20 protein-coding genes are annotated in these 20,797 nt (G+C 65.8%); 19 read left to right on the top strand and 1 reads right to left on the bottom strand.

The annotated features are described in order from the left end of the window. Positions 1 to 203: 203 nt before the first annotated feature. From ACN0V4_RS03325 to ACN0V4_RS03350, 6 genes are all read left to right on the top strand, one after another. Positions 204 to 1,304, top strand: coding sequence for an ABC transporter substrate-binding protein (locus ACN0V4_RS03325; RefSeq protein WP_417673107.1), 1,101 nt, complete (start codon positions 204 to 206; stop codon positions 1,302 to 1,304). A gap of 129 nt (positions 1,305 to 1,433) precedes the next feature. Further along, positions 1,434 to 2,327, top strand: a complete 894-nt coding sequence (locus tag ACN0V4_RS03330) for a branched-chain amino acid ABC transporter permease (RefSeq protein WP_417673108.1) — start codon at positions 1,434 to 1,436, stop codon at positions 2,325 to 2,327. Next, the gene (locus tag ACN0V4_RS03335) at positions 2,320 to 3,216 is read left to right on the top strand and encodes a branched-chain amino acid ABC transporter permease (protein WP_417673109.1); all 897 of its coding nucleotides are present in this window, start codon (positions 2,320 to 2,322) and stop codon (positions 3,214 to 3,216) included. Before ACN0V4_RS03330 ends, ACN0V4_RS03335 begins: the two co-directional genes overlap by 8 nt. Beyond that, positions 3,206 to 3,961 (top strand): ABC transporter ATP-binding protein, encoded by a 756-nt coding sequence (locus ACN0V4_RS03340; RefSeq protein WP_417673110.1) that lies wholly within the window; start codon positions 3,206 to 3,208, stop codon positions 3,959 to 3,961. The genes ACN0V4_RS03335 and ACN0V4_RS03340 overlap by 11 nt, the downstream gene beginning before the upstream one ends. Next, on the top strand, positions 3,958 to 4,695 hold the full coding sequence (locus tag ACN0V4_RS03345; RefSeq protein WP_417673111.1) for an ABC transporter ATP-binding protein: 738 nt from the start codon (positions 3,958 to 3,960) through the stop codon (positions 4,693 to 4,695). The genes ACN0V4_RS03340 and ACN0V4_RS03345 overlap by 4 nt, the downstream gene beginning before the upstream one ends. A 10-nt stretch (positions 4,696 to 4,705) precedes the next feature. Beyond that, positions 4,706 to 5,482: an Asp/Glu racemase gene (locus tag ACN0V4_RS03350; protein WP_417673112.1), complete on the top strand. Its 777-nt coding sequence runs from the start codon at positions 4,706 to 4,708 to the stop codon at positions 5,480 to 5,482. Positions 5,483 to 5,574: 92 nt separating this feature from the next. Here the strand turns inward: ACN0V4_RS03350 and ACN0V4_RS03355 are convergent, their stop codons facing one another. After that, positions 5,575 to 6,276 (bottom strand): GntR family transcriptional regulator, encoded by a 702-nt coding sequence (locus ACN0V4_RS03355; protein WP_417673113.1) that lies wholly within the window; start codon positions 6,274 to 6,276, stop codon positions 5,575 to 5,577. Positions 6,277 to 6,451: 175 nt separating this feature from the next. Here ACN0V4_RS03355 and ACN0V4_RS03360 point away from each other — a divergent pair, with 175 nt between their 5' ends. The 13 genes from ACN0V4_RS03360 (at position 6,452) to ACN0V4_RS03420 (ending at position 20,787) form a co-directional block, all read left to right on the top strand. Beyond that, positions 6,452 to 6,805: a RidA family protein gene (locus tag ACN0V4_RS03360; protein ID WP_417673114.1), complete on the top strand. Its 354-nt coding sequence runs from the start codon at positions 6,452 to 6,454 to the stop codon at positions 6,803 to 6,805. Between the two features lie 35 nt (positions 6,806 to 6,840). After that, positions 6,841 to 8,112 (top strand): D-amino acid dehydrogenase, encoded by a 1,272-nt coding sequence (locus ACN0V4_RS03365; protein WP_417673115.1) that lies wholly within the window; start codon positions 6,841 to 6,843, stop codon positions 8,110 to 8,112. Positions 8,113 to 8,142: 30 nt separating this feature from the next. Further along, positions 8,143 to 8,415, top strand: coding sequence for a hypothetical protein (locus ACN0V4_RS03370; protein ID WP_417673116.1), 273 nt, complete (start codon positions 8,143 to 8,145; stop codon positions 8,413 to 8,415). A gap of 135 nt (positions 8,416 to 8,550) precedes the next feature. After that, positions 8,551 to 8,895, top strand: coding sequence for an aldehyde dehydrogenase family protein (locus ACN0V4_RS03375; protein WP_417673117.1), 345 nt, complete (start codon positions 8,551 to 8,553; stop codon positions 8,893 to 8,895). Between the two features lie 57 nt (positions 8,896 to 8,952). After that, the gene (locus tag ACN0V4_RS03380; RefSeq protein ID WP_417673118.1) at positions 8,953 to 10,356 is read left to right on the top strand and encodes an FAD-binding oxidoreductase; all 1,404 of its coding nucleotides are present in this window, start codon (positions 8,953 to 8,955) and stop codon (positions 10,354 to 10,356) included. A gap of 210 nt (positions 10,357 to 10,566) precedes the next feature. Beyond that, complete coding sequence (locus ACN0V4_RS03385) at positions 10,567 to 11,556, top strand: TRAP transporter substrate-binding protein (RefSeq protein WP_417673119.1); 990 nt, start codon at positions 10,567 to 10,569, stop codon at positions 11,554 to 11,556. A gap of 29 nt (positions 11,557 to 11,585) precedes the next feature. Continuing rightward, positions 11,586 to 12,104, top strand: coding sequence for a TRAP transporter small permease (locus ACN0V4_RS03390; protein ID WP_417673120.1), 519 nt, complete (start codon positions 11,586 to 11,588; stop codon positions 12,102 to 12,104). A 7-nt stretch (positions 12,105 to 12,111) separates the two neighbouring features. Continuing rightward, positions 12,112 to 13,413 carry a TRAP transporter large permease gene (locus ACN0V4_RS03395; protein ID WP_417673121.1) on the top strand — a complete coding sequence of 434 codons (1,302 nt, stop codon included), beginning with the start codon at positions 12,112 to 12,114 and terminating at the stop codon, positions 13,411 to 13,413. Between the two features lie 150 nt (positions 13,414 to 13,563). Continuing rightward, on the top strand, positions 13,564 to 14,157 hold the full coding sequence (locus tag ACN0V4_RS03400) for an SDR family oxidoreductase (protein WP_417673122.1): 594 nt from the start codon (positions 13,564 to 13,566) through the stop codon (positions 14,155 to 14,157). A gap of 29 nt (positions 14,158 to 14,186) precedes the next feature. Next, a complete protein-coding gene (locus ACN0V4_RS03405) occupies positions 14,187 to 15,863 on the top strand; it encodes a thiamine pyrophosphate-dependent enzyme (protein WP_417673123.1) in 1,677 nt (558 codons plus the stop codon). Beyond that, entirely contained in the window at positions 15,860 to 17,938 is a 2,079-nt protein-coding gene (locus ACN0V4_RS03410) for a hydantoinase/oxoprolinase family protein (protein WP_417673124.1), read from the top strand. Before ACN0V4_RS03405 ends, ACN0V4_RS03410 begins: the two co-directional genes overlap by 4 nt. 3 nt (positions 17,939 to 17,941) lie before the next feature. After that, entirely contained in the window at positions 17,942 to 19,585 is a 1,644-nt protein-coding gene (locus ACN0V4_RS03415; protein ID WP_417673125.1) for a hydantoinase B/oxoprolinase family protein, read from the top strand. Next, on the top strand, positions 19,582 to 20,787 hold the full coding sequence (locus ACN0V4_RS03420) for a pyridoxal phosphate-dependent aminotransferase (RefSeq protein WP_417673126.1): 1,206 nt from the start codon (positions 19,582 to 19,584) through the stop codon (positions 20,785 to 20,787). The genes ACN0V4_RS03415 and ACN0V4_RS03420 overlap by 4 nt, the downstream gene beginning before the upstream one ends. The last annotated feature ends 10 nt before the right edge of the window (positions 20,788 to 20,797 follow it).

The following is a 20,797-nucleotide window of genomic DNA, read 5'->3' on the forward strand; positions in this document are numbered from 1 at the left end:
GCATGGCGATGCGATAGCTGAGCCGCCCCCTGGGCGGGGCAGTTCCCTCTCCCTCGCAATGACCCTGGCAAGAGATTTGGTAGGGGTGGCTCTAAAATCATATAAGCACTCAAAAGTGTATTCACTTATGAAGTGCATTGTGTATCATTTGTGAAGGCCGGGTGACGTGAACGCCCGCGAATCAAGAAACAGGGAATGGGAAAATGAAAAGAACGACGCTTCTTGCGGCGACGGTGTCGCTGATCGCTCTGGCCGGGGCGGCGCTTGCCGAACCGCTGAAAATCGGCGCTGTGCTGCCGCTGTCGGGATCAAGCGCCACCGCCGGCGAGGACCAGCGCCGCGGCCTTGAGCTGGCGGTCGAGGAAATCAACGCCGCCGGTGGCGTGCTGGGCGAGCCGGTGCAGACGATGATCGAGGATTCCGGCGCCCGGGTGCCCTCGGCGCTCGATGCCGCCAAGAAACTGGTGACGGTCGATGGCGTGCCGGTAGTGATCGGCGAATATTCCTCGGGCATCACCATCCCGGTGGCGACCTATCTGGTGCAGGAAGGCCGCGTTCACGTGAACATCGGGTCCAGCTCGGGCAAGGTGCGCGACATCGGCGAGGGCAGCTATAGCGTGATCGGCCTTGATAACGTGTCGAGCGCCTATGCCGCCCAGGATCTTTATGACCTCGGCTATCGCCGGGTCGCGGTGATCACCCCGAACAACGCCTTCGGCCAGGGCGCCGCCGGCGAATTCGAGAAGGCCTTCAAGGCTCTGGGGGGCGAGGAGGTCAACACCGTCCTCTATACCGAGGGGCAGACCTCCTATCGCCGCGAATTGCAGCAGATGGACCGCACCAAGCCCGACGCCTATTTCTATTCGGCCTATGGCAAGGATGCCGCCACCATCAACCGCGAAGCCTATGAGCTGGGGCTGAACCAGACCCAATGGTACGCCGGCTATATGTCGATGTGCACCTCGGACAGCGAACCGACCTATGTCGAGGGGCAGATCGGTTATGATCTGAACTTCATCGGCGAGGATGGTCAGGCTTACGAGGCCGCCTATCAGCAGCGGTATGGCGAATCCTTCGTCACCAGCTTTTCGGGCTATGCCTATGACGCGGCGAAGCTGATCATGAAGGCGGCGGAAAAGGCGGGCTCCACCGACCCCGCGGCGCTGCGCGCGGCGCTGACCGAGATCGGCAGCGCCGGCTTTGACGGCGCCACCGGCCAGATCACCCTTGATGCGGATCGTCAGCGCAGCAAGCAGCCTTACCTGAAACAGAAGATCGTCGACGGCAAGGCGCAGACGCGCTGATCCTCCCGGGCCGCCGGGGTGATCTTCCCCACTCTGGCGGCCTTCTCCGATGACCCCCGCACCGCCGCCGTTCCGGCCGGGTGGCAAGCCCCCGGAGCGCGCCAGGTTCCTGCTGGAGGATTGATCCCCGTGCTACAGTTTCTCGTGGACGCCATGCTCCGCGCTGTCGATCTGGCCCTGATCGCCGTCGCGCTGAGCTGCGTCTATTCGCTGATCCGCTTTCCCAATGTCGCGCTGGTCCAATATGCGACCACCGGCGCGCTCATCGCGCTGGGGCTGCAGGGCATCGGCCTGCCGCTGGCGCTCGCCATCCTGCTGTCCTGCCTGATCACCGGCCTGTTGGCCGTGGCGATCAGCGTTCTCATCTTTGAAAAGCTTCTCGAAATCAGCCCGCCGATCGCGATGATCGGCTCGCTCGCGGTGTCGATGATCTTCACTGCCGCCTTCCTGGTCACCGTGGGGGCGCGGCCGAAACGGTTCGATCTGGACATCATGCCGCCGCTGCGCTGGGCGGGGCTGAGCGTGACGCCGATGCAGCTTGTCTCGGTCGGGCTGACGGTGGGAGCGATCGCGCTGTTTGCGCTTCTGCTGTTCCGCACCGGGTTGGGCCGGTCGATGCGCGCCACCTCGACCAACCGGGTGTTGGCCGAGGCGACGGGGATCCCCACGCGCAAGGTCACCAATGCGGTGATCGTGCTGTCGGGGATGTTGGCGGCGCTGGGCGGCATCAGTATTTCGCTCAAGGGCGAGATGAGCGCGCAGCTCGGTTTCGATCTGCTGCTGCCGGTCTTCGCCGCGGCGATCCTCGGCGGCCTGGGCAATGCGCTTGGCGCGGTGCTGGGCGCGGTGATCATCGCGGTGGCGGAAACCTTCGTCACCAACGTGAACTTCGGCTGGCTCACCTCGCAGGAGTTCTTCTTCCTGCCGGCCAGCTTCGCCACCGTCGTCTCCTTCGGCCTGCTGGTGGTGATCTTGCTGTTTCGTCCCTTGGGTCTTCTGGTGAGCGAGGTGAAACGTGTCTGATTTTCTCATCCATGTGTCGATCATGGCGAGCCTTTACGCCGTGCTCGCGCTCAGCCTGAACATGCAGCTCGGCATCGCCGGTCTGGTGAACTTCGGCCAGATCCTGCTGTTCGGGGCAGGGGCCTATGGCGCCGCCTTCGCCTTCAGCAAGGAATTGGGCCTGATGGGTGGCATTGCCGCCGGCCTGGTGCTGGCCGTGGCGGTGGGGCTGCTCTTTGCCCGGTTGGGTCGTGATCTGGGCGGCGATTATTGGGGCATCGCCACGCTGGCGGTGGCCGAGGCCTGCCGCCTGCTGCTGCAAGAGGGCGGCGACCTGACCGGCGGCGCCCAGGGCATCAGCGGGCTGCGGCCACTCTTCGAAACCGGCTCGCGCCGCGAGGCCGCGCTGCTGACGCTCGGCGCTTGCCTCGCGCTGCTCGCGGTGGCCTATTGGCTCTGCCGCAGCCTGACCAACAGCCGCTATGGTCTGTCGTTGAAGATCCTGCGCGAAGAACCGCAGCTCGCGGTATCGCTGGGATATAACCCCAACCGTCTGCGCACTCAGGTGCTGGTGCTGTCCGCCGCGATCGCCGCCATGGGCGGGGTGATCTTCGCCCATTACATCTCCTTCGTCGGACCGGACCAGTTGGTCGCCTCTGAGACCTTCCTGATCTGGGCCATGGTCATCGTCGGCGGTGTCGGCAACCACCTGGGCGTGATCCTGGGCGCGGTGCTGATGCAGTTTCTCTTTGCCTTCGTGCCCTTCGCCAAGGATCTGCTGGGCCTGCCGTCGGATTATGTCGCGGCGATGCGGTTGATGCTGGTGGGCGGCGGCCTGCTGATCTTCCTGCTCTGGCGTCCCCAGGGGCTGGTTCCCGAACCTATCGGAGGGGGGCGTCATGGCTGCTGAAATCCTGAAAATCTCGAATGTGGCCAAGGCCTTCGGGGCGCATAAGGTGCTCAAGGACGTCTGCTTTTCCGTCGGCAAGGGGGAAATCGTTGGCCTGCTGGGGCCCAACGGGTCGGGCAAGAGCACGCTGTTGTCGGTGATCTCGGGCTTTCTGCCCGCCGATGCGGGCAGCGTCAGTTTCGAGGGGCGCGAGATGCTGGGCCGGCCCGCCCACAAGGTGGCACAAGAGGGGCTGATGCGGACCTTTCAACTGCCGTCCATGCCGCATCGGATGACCCCGCGCGAGCTGATCGCCGCCGGCGCGCGCAGCCGGCTGGGGCTGAAGGGCGTGCTGGGTCGCGCCGCGCTGCATGGCGCCGAGGTCGAGGCGGTGATCCGCCGCTTCGCGCTCGATCCGGTGGCCGACATTCCGGCCAGCGCGCTATCGGGCGGGCAGAAAAAGCTGCTGTCCATCGCGGTGGCGCTGCAGGGCAAGCCGCGGCTTTTGTGCCTGGATGAGCCGACCGCCGGGGTGCATCCGAACCTGCGGGCGCGGATGGTCGATATCCTGAAGGAGGTCGCCGCCAGCGGCGTCACCATCCTGATCGTGGAACACGACATGCATTTCGTCCGTGGTCTCTGCGACCGCTGCGTGGTGCTGGATGCCGGCGCGATCATCGCCGACTGCCTGCCCGAGGCGCTGACCGAGAACGAACAGGTTGTCGAAGCCTATCTGGGCAAAGCCAAAGTGGGGATTGCCGCATGATCCGGATCGAAAACGTCACCGCCGGCTATGGCGACGGGCCGAATATCCTGCACGGGATCGACCTGCAGGCCGACGGGCGCGAGATCGTCACCATCCTGGGTCCGAACGGCTGCGGCAAGTCCACGCTGCTGAAGTGCATCGCCGGTTTCGTCAAGCCGCGCGGCGGCAGGGTGGTGCTGAACGGCACCGACCTGACGCCGGTGCCGGCGAACGAGAAGGTGCGCAAGCATCGCATGGGCTTCGTGCCGCAAAGCGACAACATCTTTCGCACCCTGACGGTGGCCGAGAACATCCTGATGGGCGCCCGCTTCCTGCCCAAGGCCGAACGCGCGGCGGCGGTGGAGCGCCAGTTCCTGGCCTATCCCTCGCTCGCGGCCAAGGCGTCGCGCAAGGCCTCGGCGCTGTCGGGGGGCGAACGGCAACTGCTGTCGCTCGCCCGGGCGCTGGTGGCCGAACCCACGGTGCTGCTGCTTGATGAACCCTCGGCGGGGCTGTCTCCGGCCATGGTGCACGAGGTCTTCGGTGCCATCGCCGAGATCCGCGACCGCAGCGGCATGTGCATCGTGATGGTCGAGCAGAACGCTTTCGAGGCGCTTGGCGTCGCGGACCGCGCCTATGTTCTGGCGCTGGGGCAGGTCGCGCTCGAGGGCCGCGCCGCCGATCTGCTGGCCGATCCGGCCATGCGTCATCTCTATCTTGGCGGCGCGCCTGAAACCGTTGCCGTCCCAGCCTGAAGGAGTGTTTATGCTGCAGGATCTGCCCCCCCCCGACGTCCATCTGTCGGATATCCCCTATGACACCGACGCCGGCATCGGCGCGCGCGCCAATATCGGCCTCCTGGTGCTGCAGACGGACCAGACCATCGAGGACGAGTTCCGCCACATCCTGCCCGATGGCGTCGCGCTCTATCATTCCCGCCTGAAATCGCCGACCGAGATCGAACCGGCGAAGCTGCGGCTGATGGAGCAGGAAATCCCCGGCGCGACCGAACTCTTGCCGAGCATTCCCTTCGCGGCGGTGGGCTTCGGCTGCACCTCGGGCGCGCTGGTGATCGGCGAGCCGCAGGTCGCCGCACGGGTGCATGAGGTGCTGCCCGGGACCCGGGTGACCGATCCGGTGACCGCCGCCGTGGCGGCGCTGAAGGCGCTCAAGGCCGAACGGGTGGCGCTGCTCACCCCCTATCTGCCGGAAATCACCGCCTCATTGCGCGACCAGTTCCAGGCGCGAGGACTGAACATTCCGGTGACTGGCACCTTCAACCAACCCGACGATTATGTGGTGGCGGTGATCACGCCCGAGGCGATCAAGGCGGCGATCCTCGAACTCGGGCGTTCCGATCAGGTCGACGCGGTCTTTGTCTCCTGCACCTCGATGCGGGTGGCGCGGATCGTGGCCGAGATCGAGACCGAACTGGGCAAGCCGATCACCTCGTCGAACCACGCGCTGGCCTGGCACATGCTGCGGCAGGCGGGGATCAGCGATGCGATGCCACAGCACGGGCGGCTGTTCGAGACGGTCTGAAACGACAATCGCCGGCGCAAGGGGCGCCGGCGATCTCGAGTTGGGTAAAGACTGGGGAAGGGGGCTGGATCCGCGGCCGCCCGTTTCCCCGCTTATCCGAAGAAGATCCGCGCCAGCCCTTCCTTGGTCACCTCCACCGCATGTTCCGAACTCATCACGATATGGGTGCGCAGGATCTCGGCGCCCTCGGGATCGCCGCGCTTCAGACATTCGAGAACCGCGGCATGTTCGTCATAGGTCTTGTTGCAGCGGGTGGGATTTTCCAGGTCGATGCGCCGGAAAAACCGCAGCTTGGCATTCACGTCGCGCAGCGCTGTGGTGATGTGCGGATTGCCGGCCATTTCAGTGATGGCGATGTGAAACGCCTCGTCGGCCTCGCCCAATTGTTCGGAATTCTGGGTGGTGCTGGTCTGCTCGGTCCAAAGCCGCTCGGCTTCGGCGATCTGCTCGGGCGTGGCGCGCTGACAGGCCAGCCGGTAGGCGCCGCATTCGATCAGCGCGCGGTATTCGTAGATCTGGCGCACGTCCTCGGGGGTGATTTCGCGCGCATAGAAGCCACGGTTGGGCACGAAGGTCACGAATTCCTCATGCACCAGCCGACTCAGCGCTTGCCGCACCGGGGTGCGCGACACGTTGAATTTCTGAGCAAGTTCAACTTCATTGACCCGCTCGCCAGGGCGGAAACGGTATTCGACCGCCATCTCCTTGACCTGGCGATAGACCTTTTCCACCACGTCCGCAGCCCGCTTCGGGGTGCCCGCCTTGGTGGGGTTCGCGGCTTTGGCCGTCGCCATCGGTATCCTCCGCAATGATTGCCCGGGATCATGCTCGCAGAGACGGCAGACGTCTTCTGGAACCCGGCGTCCCTGAAACTACCGTCCCCGAAAAGCCGGCGCAAACTGAAAATTGCATTGTGTATACACTTGTGGATTGTTAGCGTGATTAAAGAAAATCCAACTGGAGGGAATCATGACCGAACTCACCCACGTCAACCCCGGTGCCCGCATGTCCGGCGCCGTCGTCTATAATGGTGTCGCCTATCTGGCGGGTCAGGTGGCCCTGGGCGCCCCCGGCGCCAGTGTGGCCGATCAGACCAAGAACATCCTCGACCTGCTGGACGACACGATGGCGAAGGCCGGCACCGACAAATCCAGGATCCTCGCCGCTTCGATCTGGCTGTCCGACATCTCCACCTTCGACGAGATGAATGCCGTCTGGGACGCCTGGGTCGCCGATGTGACCGCCCCCGCCCGCGCCACTGTCGAGGCAAAGCTCGCCGCGCCGCAATTCACCGTCGAGATCGCGCTGACCGTCGCCGCCTGATCGACCGGGGCGCCCTGAGGGAAGGAGTTTCGCAAATGCATGTGCTGGTGCTTGGGGCCGGGGTGGTCGGTGTGACCACGGCCTATGAATTGGCCAAGGACGGTCATGAGGTCACGGTGGTCGACCGGCTGGACCAGCCGGCGTCAGAGACCAGCTATGCCAATGCCGGGCTGATCGCCCCGGGCCATTCCTATACCTGGTCCTCGCCAAGGGCGCCCCGTACCCTTTTGAAATCTCTGGTGGATCGCAGTCAGGCTCTGGTCTTTCGGCCCAGTCTCGACCCGCGGCTCTATCTCTGGTCGCTGAAGTTCCTGCGCAATTGCACCGCCGAGCGGGCGCGCACCAACACCAAGCGCAAGGTGCGGTTCTGCAGCTATTCGCAGGAGCGTCTGCAGGGCATCGCCGCTGATACCGGCGTGGCCTTCGACGGGCTCGAGGGTGGCTTGCTCTATCTCTACCGCAAGCCCGAAAGCTTTGAGCGCGGCGCCAACAATACCCGGGTGCTGTCGGAGGAGGGGCTGGAGCTGCGCACCGTCTCCGCCGATGAGGCGGCGCAGATCGACCCGTCGCTGGCGGCCTCCAAGGACAAGTTCGCCGGTGCCATCTATTGCCCCAGCGACGGCAGCGGCGACGCGCGGATGTTCACCCGTAACCTCGCCGATTATTGCCGCGATCATCTGGGCGTGAAATTCCTGATGGGCACCGAGGTGACCGGCTTCGACGCCTCGGGCGACCGGCTGCGCAGGGTATTGACCGACAAGGGCCCGCTTGCGGCCGACGAGGTGGTCGTCGCGCTTGGCGTCTTCGCGCCGCGCTTTGCCCGCAAGCTGGGCGTGTCTCTGCCGATCTATCCGATCAAGGGCTATTCCGTCACCCTGCCGATCGAAGAGGGCCATGTCGCCCCCACCATCGGTGGCGTCGATGAGGACAACCTGACCGCCTACGCCCGCTTCGGCGACCGGATGCGGGTGACCGCGACGGCGGAATTCGCGGGCTTCAGCAAAAGCCACAAGCCGTCGGATTTCACCCATATGCTGGGCGCGGTGGGTGATCTCTTCCCCAACGGGGCGGATTACAGCCGGCCCGATTACTGGGCCGGGCTGCGCCCGATGACACCCGAGGGCACGCCGATCTTCGGCCGCGGCGGACGGTATGCCAATGTGGTGATGAACCTCGGTCACGGCCATATGGGCTGGACCATGGCGGCGGGCTCGGCCCGGATCACCGCCGATATCGTCAAGCGCGCGAAACCCTCCTTTGACCCCGCCGGCATGATGGTCCGGAGCGTCGCGCGACCCGCGGCGTGAGCGCGACCCTGCACAGGGGGCGGCATCGCCTTGATCCCAGGGCTTTGCGCCCATGCCGGTGGTGTGATCGTCAGCGGTTTCGAATGGGTCAAGAACCTCCCCCCACATGTCTTTCGGGCCGATGGGGGGATTTTCCCGCGGCACTTCGGCCATGCGGCCGCTCTGATTGAAACGCTCAGTGTCCGGGTGTTGCCGGCCAAGCTGTGCGCCGAGATCGCCGAGGTCGGTCCTGGACTGGGCCTGGTCCGCTCGGGGGTGGCGATCGCAGAGATGGCCCATGCCTGCCGCGATCTGGGCGTCTGATGGCGATCCCCTCGGGGGCCTTCGCGCCCCCCCCACGGCGCGCAAGTTCTCCTTGTGTATTTCCAGCACTTCTTGGCTGCTTCACCGACTGCGCTTTGGCACTCTGCCCTCGATATGCGAGATCAGGAGGCAGCCATGGGCGATCTGCTGGAGAGCGGGACCGAGATCGGCCCGGTGGTTTCTGAACGCCAACTGGCGGGCAATCTCTACGATGTCGCCTTGGCCGCGCGGGAGGGGTGCGAGCTTCGCCCCAGCGTGATCGGGGTCGCCGATTTCGACGAGGCGCAGGCCGCCGCCAACGACATCGTCTCTGGCCTGTCCTCGGGCATCTGCATCCGGTCGCTGAAATATGCTATCGCCTTCCGTCGCGCTTCGGCTGCGGGCATGGTAATGGTCGACCTGCCGATGCGAGGGGCGATCACAACGTGCCCTTCGGCGGCCGCAAAGCCTCCAGCCTCGGGGAGCGAGAGCCGGGGGTGATGGCGATGGAATTCTACACGGCGGTGAAAACCTCTTACATTTTCGCGAGGTAACAAGATGAGCGCATTGGCGCAGGAGCTGCAGGAACTGCTGGGGCCGAAGGGTTGGCTGACCGGGGCTGATGTCGCGGGCTATGATCGCGACTGGCTGGATCGCTATGGCGCCAAGCCCCTCGGGGTGGCGCGTCCGGGCAGTACGGCCGAGGTCGCGGCCGTGGTCGCGGCCTGTCATCGCGCCGGTGTGCCGGTGGTGCCGCAAGGCGGCAATACCGGGCTGTGCGGCGCGGCGGTCTGCGGCAGCGAGGGCGGCGTGATCCTGTCGCTCGCGCGCATGCAGGCGATCGGCACCCCCGATCCGGCGACCGGCGCGGTAGAGGTCGAGGCCGGCGCCGTCCTGGCCGAGCTGCATTCGGCGCTGGAGGGGCACGGGCTGATCTTTCCGCTGCATCTGGGCGCCGAGGGCACCGCCCGGATCGGCGGGCTGATCGGCACCAATGCCGGCGGCAGCCATGCCTTCCGCTATGGCATGATGCAGGATCTGGTGCTGGGGCTCGAAGTCGTGCTGGCCGATGGCACGATCTGGGATGGCATGCGGTCGGTGCAGAAGGACAACGCCGGCTATCAGTTGCGCAAGCTCTTCTGTGGCGCCGAAGGCACGCTGGGCGTGGTGACGCGCGCCGTGCTGCGGCTGTTCCCGGAACCGCGCCAGCGGGCTACCGCACTGGTGGCGCTGCCCGATCTGGCGGCGCTCACCGCCTTTGGCACCGCGCTGCGCGCCGATGCTGGTGAGTTCCTGAGCGGGCTCGAGTTCTTCTGCGATTTCGGGCTGGAGCTGGCCCTGCGCCATGTCGAGGGGCTGGAGTTCCCGCTGGAGACCCGCGCGCCCTGGTATCTGCTGGTCGAGATCGGCTCGGGCTCCCTTCGGGTGCCGCTCGAGGCGATTTTGGAAGAGGCGCTGGAGCGCGGCTTTGAAGCCGGCCAGATCGTCGACGGCACCATCGCCATGTCCGAGGCGCAGCGCGCCACCCTCTGGCGTCTGCGCGAGGAACAGCCCGAGGGCCAGCGGCTTGAGGGGGCGCAGCTCAAGCACGACCTCTCGGTGCCGCCGGGCCGGCTGGAAGCCTTCCTGACCGAGGCCGGCGGCCTGTGCGAAAGCCTGCTGCCGGGGGTGCGGATCAACCCCTTCGGGCATCTGGGCGACGGCAATACCCATTACAACCTGACCCCGCCGGAAGGGCGCGCCGATTTCGGCAACCTTGCCCCGACCTTGGCCGAGGCGCTCGGGGGGCTCGCCGGTCGCTATGGCGGCAGCTTTGCCGCCGAACACGGGCTTGGCCGGTCGAAGATCGCCCTGGCCGACGGGCTGCGCGGAGGCGTGGAGCGGGACCTGATGGGGCGGATCAAAACCGCTCTGGACCCGCAGGATACCCTCAACCCCGGCGTGGTCCTGCGCCGGGATTAACAACTTTTTCTTTCCGATGCGTCGGGCTTCTTGTTTTTCACATGACGTAAATTGCGGCCATCCTCGATCTGCGCGGTGGCGTTCGATGGGGATTGGGACAGCCAGCCAAGCCGCGTGACGGTCTTGCTGGCCAACGGCAGTGCCGGAACGGAGGCGGGGCCCGCGATGCGGGCCCTGTGCCGTATGTCCCCCAACATGACGGAGGTCGCAATGTTCCTGAAATCTCTTATCCGTGGTGCGGGCCTGGCGCTGCTCGGCGCGGTGATGGCCGCCCCGGTGGCCGCGAAAACCACCTGGATCATGGCTTCGGGCTATCCCGAAAGCAGTTTCTTCACCCAGAATATCCGCCAGTTCATCGAGGCGGTCGAGACCCGCACCAATGGCGAGCTGACGATCGACCTGCGGCCGAACGACAGCCTGATCAAGCTCGACGCGGTCAAGCGCGCGGTGCAGTCCGGCCAGGTGCAACTGGGTGAAATCCGCCTCAGCTCCTATGGCAACGAGGCCGAGATCTATAACCTCGACAACATTCCGGGCGTTGCCAGCGATTTCGATCAGGCCTGGAAGCTGATGGAGGCCTCCAAACCCTATTTCGACCAGATGTTCGGCAAGAACGGCATGCGAGTGCTGAGCTATGTCGCCTGGCCGGGGCAGGGGTTCTATACTCAGCAGCCGATCAATTCGCTCGCGGACATCAAGGGGCTGAAACTGCGCATCTATTCGCAGCAGACCCAGCGTCTGGGGGCGGGGCTTGGCGCCGAGGCGATCATCCTGCCCTTCGCCGAAGTGCCGCAGGCGATCGCCACCAACATGATCGATTCGCTGTGGACCTCGGCGCAGACCGGCACCGATGTGCAGGCTTGGGATTTTCTCAAGGTCTTCACCTACACCGGCACGATGCACCAGAAGAACGCGATCATCGTCAACCAGCGCGCCTTCCGTCAACTGCCTGAGGAGGTGCAGAAAATCGTCCTGGACGAGGGGGAGAAAGCCACCGCGCGCGGCTGGAGGATGGCCGAGGCCGCCGGCCGGGAACGCGAACAGATGCTGGCCGATCACGGCATGATCCTGGGCAAGGCCCCGGCCGATGTCCTGGCCCGCATCAGCGAGATCGGTGACGAGCTGACCGAGGAGTGGACGCAGAAGGCCAAGCCCGAGGAATTGGCCGTCTATGAAACCTATCGCGCATCGCTGAAGTGATCGGCCCAGGCCGGGGAAGGAACGAAGTCATGATCCGCAAGGTGCTTGACGGGCTTTACCTATGGTCGGGCTATGCCGCCGCCGCCTTCATCCTGGGCATCGCGCTCAGCATCGTGGTGCAGCTTGTCTGCCGCGCCGCGGGCGTGACCTTCGACGCCACCGAACTGGCGGGCTTCTGCCTGGCGGCGGCGACCTTTCTGGGCCTGGCGCATACTTTCCGGGTGGGCGGGCATGTGCGCATCACTCTGACGTTGGACCGGCTGCCCGCCGGTCCGCGTCGCGCCTTCGAGGTGTTCAACTGCCTCGTCGCCAGTGCCGGGATCCTGTTCCTGGCCTGCTATCTGATCGACCTGGTGCTGCAATCCCGAAGCTATCACGACGTCAGCCCGGGGCTGATGGCGGTGCCCTTCTGGATTCCGCAAAGCGCCGCGGCGCTGGGGGTGGCGATCTTCGCCCTCTCGCTGATTGACGAACTGGTCTGGATCCTGCGCGGCGGCGCTCCGCATTTCGAGACCGACGAAGACCCCGCCATCACGCATATGGAGTGAGCCCATCATGGATCCCACCGTTCTCGCCGCGCTCACCCTCGCCCTGCTGGTCTTCGGCCTGTTGGCCACCGGCGTCTGGGTGTCCGTTACCCTGCTGGTCTCGGGCATCGCCATGATGGCGCTTTTCACCCCGGCGCCGACCGGGTCGCTGATGGCCTCCACCCTCTGGGACAGCAGTTGGGGCTGGGCGCTGACCTCGCTGCCGCTGTTCGTCTGGATGGGGGAAATCCTGTTCCGCTCCAACCTCTCGCGCGACATGTTCCGGGGGCTGGCGCCCTGGGTCGGGCGGATGCCCGGCGGGCTGTTGCACGTCAATGTCCTGGGCTGTGCCGTGATGGCGGCGATCACCGGCTCCTCTGCCGTGACCTGCGCCACCATCGGCCGTCTCAGCGTGCCCGAGCTGGAAAAGCGCGGTTATCCGATGGCGCAGACCATCGGCACCCTGGCCGGGTCGGGCACCATGGGGTTGTTGATCCCGCCGTCGATCGTGATGATCGTCTACGGCGTCACCGCCGAGCAATCCATTGCCCGGCTGTTCATCGCCGGCATCCTGCCGGGTCTGGTGCTGATCTGCCTGTTCATGGGCTACGTCGGCCTGCGCGCGCTGCTGCGCCCGGCCGAGATGCCGGCCCCCGATCCGCGCGTCGGCCTCTGGGGCAAGCTGAAGGCGCTGACCAACCTGGTGCCCTCGATCGGGCTGGTGATTGCCGTGGTCGGTTCGATCTATGGCGGCATTGCCACCCCGACCGAGGCCGCCGCCGTGGGGGTTCTGGGCGCCTTGCTGCTGTCGCTGCTCTATCGCACCCTCGATCGGGAGAACTTCGTCGCCGGGCTGATGGCGGCGATGCGGACCTCCTGCATGATCGCGATGATCATCGCCGCCGCCTCCTGCCTGTCGATCGCCATCGCCTTTGTCGATCTGCCGCGCACGCTGGCAAGCTGGGTGGGGGATCTGGGGCTGTCGCCCTGGGCGTTGCTGGCGGTTCTGGCGCTGCTGGTGCTGGCGATGGGCTGCTTTCTCGAGGGGATTTCGATCATCGTGCTGACCTCCTCGGTGGTGCTGCCGCTGGTGCAGAGCGCGGGCATCGACCTGGTGTGGTTCGGCATCTTCCTGGTGATCCTGATCGAGGCGGCGCAGATCACCCCGCCGGTGGGCTTCAACCTCTTCGTGCTGCAGAGTCTGACCGGCAAGGACATCCTGTTCATCGCCCGCGCGGCCTTGCCCTATTTCCTGTTGTTGATGGCGTTGCTGGTCTTGATCACCCTGTTTCCGGGAATCGTGCTGATCTTGCCGGACGCGATGAGCTGACGATTGTCCGGCGGTCTTGGCAAGTATTTGCTCTTGAACGGAAAAACCTCTCAAAGTCAGAGGCAAGCAATACTTGTCGAACCGCCGGTTTTCTTGATTTCTCTGCCGCCCGGCGGCGGGCACCATTCATTCAGGCAAGGAGGCCAAGCGATGAAGACCGCATTCGTGACCGGAGCGACGCGCGGCGTGGGCCGGGCAATCGCCCAGACCCTTGCTGTCGCGGGCTGGCGCGTTTTCGCGCTGGGACGGGACCGGCGGGTTCTGGCCGGGCTGCGGGCCGATTTCGGGATCGAGCCCTTGGCGATCGACATCACCGACCGGGCGGAGCTGCGGGGGCTGATCGACGATCTGCGTATTGACGCGCTGGTGCATGGCGCCCTGCGCTGGCCCGAGGCGCGCGGATTTCTCGATCAGGCCGAGGCCGATATCGACATGGTGCTTGAGGTGAACCTTTCCACCACCTTGCATTTGACCCGAATGGTGCTGCCGGCAATGCTGGCGGCGCAGGTCGGGGCGGTGCTGATGCTGGCCGAGGACACCGGGCTCACCGGGCCGGATTTTTCCCGCGCCACGGTGAGCGGGGCGCTGGCCGGGTTCTGCGCGGCGCTTGAGGCGGAGTTCGCCGATGGCGGCGTCAGTTTCGACTGCCTGCCTGTCGCAGGGCCGGAGACGGCCCCTGCGGCAGTGCACCTACTGGAACAACGGCTTGGCCAGGCCGGCTGGCATGGCGCGGCCGGCAACTGAAACATTGAAACACCGAGGATGCGAATAAGATGACACGGAACGGCGGACAGCTATTGGTGGAGAGCCTTGTTGCGCTCGGCGCGCGCAAGGCCTTCGGGGTGCCGGGCGAAAGCTATCTCGCGGTGCTCGACGCGCTGCACGACACGCAGGGCACGCTCGACTATGTGCTCTGCCGGAACGAAGGCGGCGCGGGCTTCATGGCCGCCGCCTATGGCAAGCTGACCGGCCAGCCGGGTATCTGCATGGTCACCCGTGGCCCCGGCGCCACCAATGCGTCGATCGGCGTGCATACCGCGATGCAGGACTCGGCACCGATGATCCTGCTCGTCGGCCAGGTCGGCACCGACATGAAGGGCCGCGAGGCGTTTCAGGAGGTCGATTACAAGGCCGTCTTCGGCACCATGGTGAAATGGGCGGTCGAGATCGACCAGATCGAGCGCATTCCGGAAATCCTGTCGCGCGCCTGGACCATGGCGATCTCCGGCCGTCCGGGCCCGGTGGTCATCGCACTGCCCGAGGACATGCTGACCAGCCAGACCGATGTCCAGCCGCTGACCAGCCCGATCACCCTGTCCGAGCCGTTTCCGGCGCCCGAGAGCATGGCCAGGCTGCGCGAGATGCTGGCTGGAGCCAAGCGTCCGGTGATCCTTTATGGCGGTTGCAACTGGAAGGGCGCGGGGACCGCGCCGATCCAGGCCTTTGCCGAAGCCTCCGACATTCCCGTCGTGGCGGTGTTCCGCTATCAGGACCAGTTCGACAACACCTCGCCGGTGTTCTGCGGCGAGGCGGGGGTGGGCATGACCCCGGCGGTGAAAAAGCTGATCCGCGAGGCGGATGTGATCCTGGCGATCAACAACCGTTTCGGCGAGAATTCGACCGATGGCTATACCCTGCTGGACGTGCCGCAGCCGAAACAGCGGCTGATCCATGTGCATGGCTCCGATCTTGAGATCGGCAAGATCTATCGCCCCGAGCTGGGCATCCAGGCCGGGCCGAACGCCTTTGCCACAGCCCTCGGCGCGTTGGAGCCGGTGAAGGGCGACTGGGCCGATTGGCGGGCCGAGGGCCGCGCGGCCTATGAGGCGGGCTTCGATTTGCCTAACCTGCCGTCGCCGGTGGATATGGGCAAGGTCTGCGCCCATCTGCGCGATGTGCTGCCCGAGGACATGATCCTGACCAACGGGGCGGGGAATTTCACCGTCTGGTCGGGGCGGTTCTTCAAGTTCGGGCCCAAGGCGCGGCTCTTGGCGCCGCAATCCGGGGCTATGGGCTATGGTTTGCCGGCGGCGATCGCGGCCAAGGTGGCGCAGCCGGAAAAGACGGTGGTCTGCTTTGCCGGCGACGGCGATTTCCAGATGAACTGCACCGAACTGGCGACCGCGCTGCAGGCGGGCGCCCAGCCGATCGTGCTGATCCTGAACAACGGTATCTATGGCACCATCCGGGCGCATCAGGAACGCAACTATCCCACTCGGGTCTCCGGTACCACGATGGTCAATCCCGATTTCGCGGCGTTGGCGCGCGCCTATGGCTTCCACGCCGAACGGGTCGAGACGACCGCGGATTTCGCTGCCGCCTTCGACCGCGCTCTGGCCTCGAAGACCGGCGCTGTGCTCGACCTCAATATTTCGCCCGAGGCGCTGACCCCGCGCCAGAGCCTCAGCCAGATGCGCGACGCCGCGCTGGCCGCAAAGGACAAAGCATGACGACCGGTCAGGACATCCGATTGGGCGCGGACATCGGTGGCACCTTCACCGATGTCGCGCTCGACGTGCGTGGCAGCCTCTTTTCCGCCAAGGTGCTGACGAATTACGCGGCCCCCGAACAGGCCATTCTGGACGGGATCGAGATTGTCTCCAGGGAGGCCGGGATCTCGGCGTCCGATATCGACATGATCATCCATGGCACCACGCTGGCGACCAACGCGCTGATCGAGCGGCGCGGCGCCCGCACCGCGCTGATCACGACCGAGGGGTTCCGGGACGTGATCGAGATGCGGACCGAGAACCGGTTCGAGCAATACGACCTGAACCTGAAGCTGCCGAGGCCGCTGATCCCGCGCGAGGACCGCTTTGCGGTCAAGGGCCGGATCAGCGCGCAGGGCAAGGAACTGCAGCCGCTGGACGAAGCCGCGCTGGACGTCATCGCCAAAGAGATCGCGGCCCAGGATTTCGGCGCCATCGCCATCGGCTTCATTCATTCCTACATGAATGACGCGCATGAAAAACGTGCCCGCGAGATCCTGCAAAGGCATCTCGACCTGCCGATCTCGATCTCGGCCGAAGTCTCGCCGCAGATGCGCGAATTCGAACGTTTCAACACCGTCTGCGCCAATGCCTATGTGCGGCCGCAGATGGCCGATTACCTGGGCCGGCTGCAGGTCCGCCTGAAGGAGATGGGGGCCGATTGCCCGGTCTACATGATCCATTCGGGCGGCGGCCTGGTGTCGGTCGAAACCGCCGCCGAATTCCCGGTGCGTCTGGTCGAATCCGGCCCCGCCGGCGGCGCGATCTTCGCCGCCGACATCGCGCGCCGCTTCGATCTGACCCGCGTTGTCTCCTATGACATGGGCGGCACCACCGCCAAGATTTGCCTGATCGAGGAGTTCCAGCCGCAGACCGCGCGCAGTTTCGAGGTCGCCCGCACCTATCGCTTCTGCAAGGGCTCGGGCATGCCGATCTCGATCCCGGTGATCGAGATGATCGAGATCGGCGCCGGGGGCGGCTCCATCGCCTGGGTCGATGCCATGGGCCGCATCCAGGCCGGGCCGGAATCGGCGGGCTCGGAACCGGGGCCCGCCTGCTATGGCCGCGGCGGCGGGCGGCCTGCGATCACCGATGCCGATCTGCTGCTGGGCAAGCTCGACCCCGACAATTTCGCCGGCGGCAAGATCAAGCTGCACGCCGAAGCTTCGACCGCCGCGATCACTCGCGACGTGGGGTCGAAGCTGAACCTGGAACCGCAGGCCGCCGCCTTCGGTATCTGCGACGTGGTCGACGAGAACATGGCCAATGCCGCGCGCGTGCACGCCGTCGAGAACGGCAAGAACATCGGCGAAAACACCATGATCGCCTTCGGTGGTGCCGCCCCGCTGCACGCCGCGCGCCTGTGCGAGAAACTGGGCGTCGACCTCTGCCTGATCCCGCAGGGCGCCGGCGTGGGCTCCGCCATCGGCTTTCTCAAGGCGCCCTTCGGCTATGAGGCCGTGGCCTCGCAAATCCAGCGGTTGTCCCAGTTCGACCCCGCCGCGCTGAACGCGATGCTGAACGACCTGAAGACCACCGCCGAAGGCTTCGTCCGCGCCGGCACCGGGGGCGAGATCCTGCGCGAGGTCACCGCCTTCATGCGCTATGCCGGTCAGGGCTGGGAAATCCCCGTCGCCATGCCGGATCGCGACTTCACGTCCGAGGATGCGGCGATGATCGAAGCGGCATTCAAGAGCCGCTATGCCCAGTTCTTCGGTCGTGCCGTCGAGGGGCCCGAGATCGAATTCGTCACCTTCTCGGTCAAGGCGCAGGACAGCCGCCCCGAGGGCGAGCGCCACGCGATTCAGACCGGCGGCAAACCGGTGCCGGCGCCGGCGACCCGTGCGGTGTTCGACCCGGCGCTTGGCTGCGAACAGGAAACCGCCATCGTGCCGCGCGAGACGCTGTCGCCGGGGGACCGCGTCGCCGGCCCGGCGGTGATCGTCGAGGCCGAAACCTCCACCGTCGTGACCTCTCCCTTCGATGTGGTGGTGCAGTCGGACGGCACGCTTCTTCTTGTGCGGAAAGGGAAATAACCCATGAGCCAGCCTATGAAACAGGCGATGAGCCAGATTGACGAAATCCGCATGCAGGTGATGTGGAACCGCCTGATCTCGGTGGTCGAGGAACAGGCGATGACGCTCTTGCGCACCGCCTTCTCCACCTCGGTGCGCGAGGCGGGCGACCTCTCGGCCGGGGTCTATAACGCCCGGGGCGAGATGCTGGCCCAGGCGGTGACCGGCACGCCGGGTCACGTGAACACCATGGCCGAGGCGGTGCAGCACTTCATCGCCGAGATTCCGCGGGACGAGATGTTTCCGGGCGACACTTACGTCACCAACGATCCGTGGAAGGGCACCGGCCATCTGCATGACATCACCATGGTCTCGCCCAGCTTCAAGGGTGATGAGCTGGTTGGCTTCTTTGCCTGTACCGCCCACGTCGTGGATGTCGGTGGGCGTGGCTTCGGCGCCGACGGCAAGTCGGTCTATGAGGAAGGCATCCAGATCCCGATCATGAAGTTTGCGGAACGGGGCGAGGTGAACCAGGTTCTGTTGAAGATCCTGCGCCAGAACGTCCGCGAACCGAACCAGGTGATCGGCGATTTCTACTCGCTCGCCGCCTGCAACGACGTCGGCCACAAGCGGCTGATCGAGATGCTGGAAGAGGTCGGTCTGCCGAACCTCGAGGAGCTGGGCCAGTTCATCCTGAGCCGCACCCACAAGGCGGTGATGGAACGGATCGCGGCGCTGCCCAAGGGCACCTGGTCGAACGACATGCTGACCGATGGCTACGACCAGCCGATCCGGCTGCAGGCAGCGGTCACCATCACCGACGAGGGCGTCAACGTCGACTTCAGCGGCACCGATCCGGTCAGCCGCTGGGGCATCAACGTGCCGATGATCTATACCAAGGCCTATGCCTGCTATGGTCTGAAATGCGTGGTGGCGCCGGACATCCCCAACAACGCGGCCTCGTTGGCGGTGTTCAACGTCTCCTCTCCGGTCAACGTGCTGAACGCCCAGCGGCCGGCGCCGGTTTCGGTGCGCCATGTGCTGGGCCATATGGTGCCCGATCTGGTGCTGGGCGCGCTGGCCAAGGCGCTGCCGGGTCAGGTGCTGGCCGAGGGCGCCGCGGCGCTGTGGAACGTGCATGTCTCGGTCCGACCCGAGGCCGGCAAGGAGGGGCGCCGCGCCGAGGTGCTGATGTTCAACTCCGGTGGCATGGGCGCGCGTCCGGAACTGGATGGGCTCAACGCCACCGCCTTCCCCTCGGGCGTGCATACCATGCCGATCGAGGCGACCGAGCACACCGGCCCCATCGTCGTCTGGCGCAAGGAACTGCGTCCGGATTCGGGCGGCGCGGGCAAGTATCGCGGCGGCCTGGGCCAGGTGATCGAGATTGCCCCGGCTGAGGGCCATGAGTTCGAATTCTCCGCCATGTTCGACCGTGTCACCTCCGCCCCGCGCGGGCGCGACGGGGGCCAACCCGGCGCGGCCGGTTCGGTGGCGCTGGACGATGGTACCCCGCTGCGCCCGAAGGGCTGGCAATTCGTGCCGGCGGGCCGGCGACTGGTGTTGAAGCTGCCGGGCGGCGGTGGCTTCGGTGATCCGGCAGAGCGTGAGGCAGCGGCGCAGGCGGAAGACCGCGCCAAGGGATATGTGACGGAGCAAGACAAATGAGCCATATCGCAAGTCGTCTCGCGGCGGTGAAACCCTCGGCCTCGATGGCCGTGTCCCAGGCGGCCAGGGAGCTGGCCGCCACCGGGGTCGACGTCATCGACCTCGGGCTGGGAGAACCCGATTTCGCCGCTCCCGATCACATCACCGAGGCCGCCTTTGCCGCCGCCAAGGCGGACCGGATGCTCTATACCGCCTCGCTCGGCACGCCCGATCTGCGCAGGGCGGTGGCGGCGAAGTTCAGCCGCGAGAATGGGCTCGACTACGCCATCGACGAAATCGCTGTGGCCAACGGCGCCAAGCAGATCATCTTCAACGCGCTGATGGCGACGGTCGAAGAGGGCGACGAGCTGATCCTGCCGGCGCCCTATTTCGTCTCCTACCCGGAGATGGCCAAGCTGTTCGGCGGCGTGCCCGTCACCCCCGCCTGTGCGGCCGAGGCAGGCTTTCGCCTGACGCCCGAGGTGCTGGACGCCGCGATCACCGAGAAAAGCCGCTGGCTGTTCCTGAACATGCCCGGCAACCCTTCTGGCGCGGTCTATACCACCGAACAGCTTCAGGCCCTGGGCGAGGTTCTGGCGAAACACCCGCAGGTGATGATCCTGTCGGATGAGATCTATGAACACATCGTCTTCGACGGGCGTGAGTTCGTCTCCTTCGGCAAGGCCTGTCCCGAGCTGCGCGATCGCACCCTGATCGTCAACGGTGTCTCCAAGGCCTATGCAATGACCGGCTGGCGCGTCGGCTATGCCGCGGGTCCGAAGGACCTGATCAAGGCGATGGCCACGATCCAGAGCCAGTCCTGCACCTCGGTCTCCGCCCCGGCGCAGATCGCCGCGCAGGCCGCGCTGGAGGGGCCGCAGGATTGCGTTGCCACCTTTTGCCGGGCGTTTGAGCGCCGCCGCGACGTGGTGGTCGAAGGTATTGCGGCGATCAATACCCTGACGCTCGATCCGCCGGAGGGGGCGTTCTACGCCTATATCGGCTGCGCCGCGCTGATCGGGGCCAAGACGCCCGCCGGCGAGGTTCTGACCGACGATGTGGCGGTCGCGACATACCTGCTGAACGATGCGCATGTGGCGGCGGTTCCGGGCACCGCCTATGGGCTGTCGCCGTTCTTCCGGATCTCCACCGCCACCTCGGAAGAGATCCTGACCGAAGCCATCGCCCGGATCGGGCGGGCTGTAGCGAAACTGGACATGTGAGGCGAGGGAC

This window comes from Pseudodonghicola sp., assembly GCF_048268305.1.
In the GTDB taxonomy this organism is placed as follows: Bacteria; Pseudomonadota; Alphaproteobacteria; order Rhodobacterales; family Rhodobacteraceae; genus Pseudodonghicola.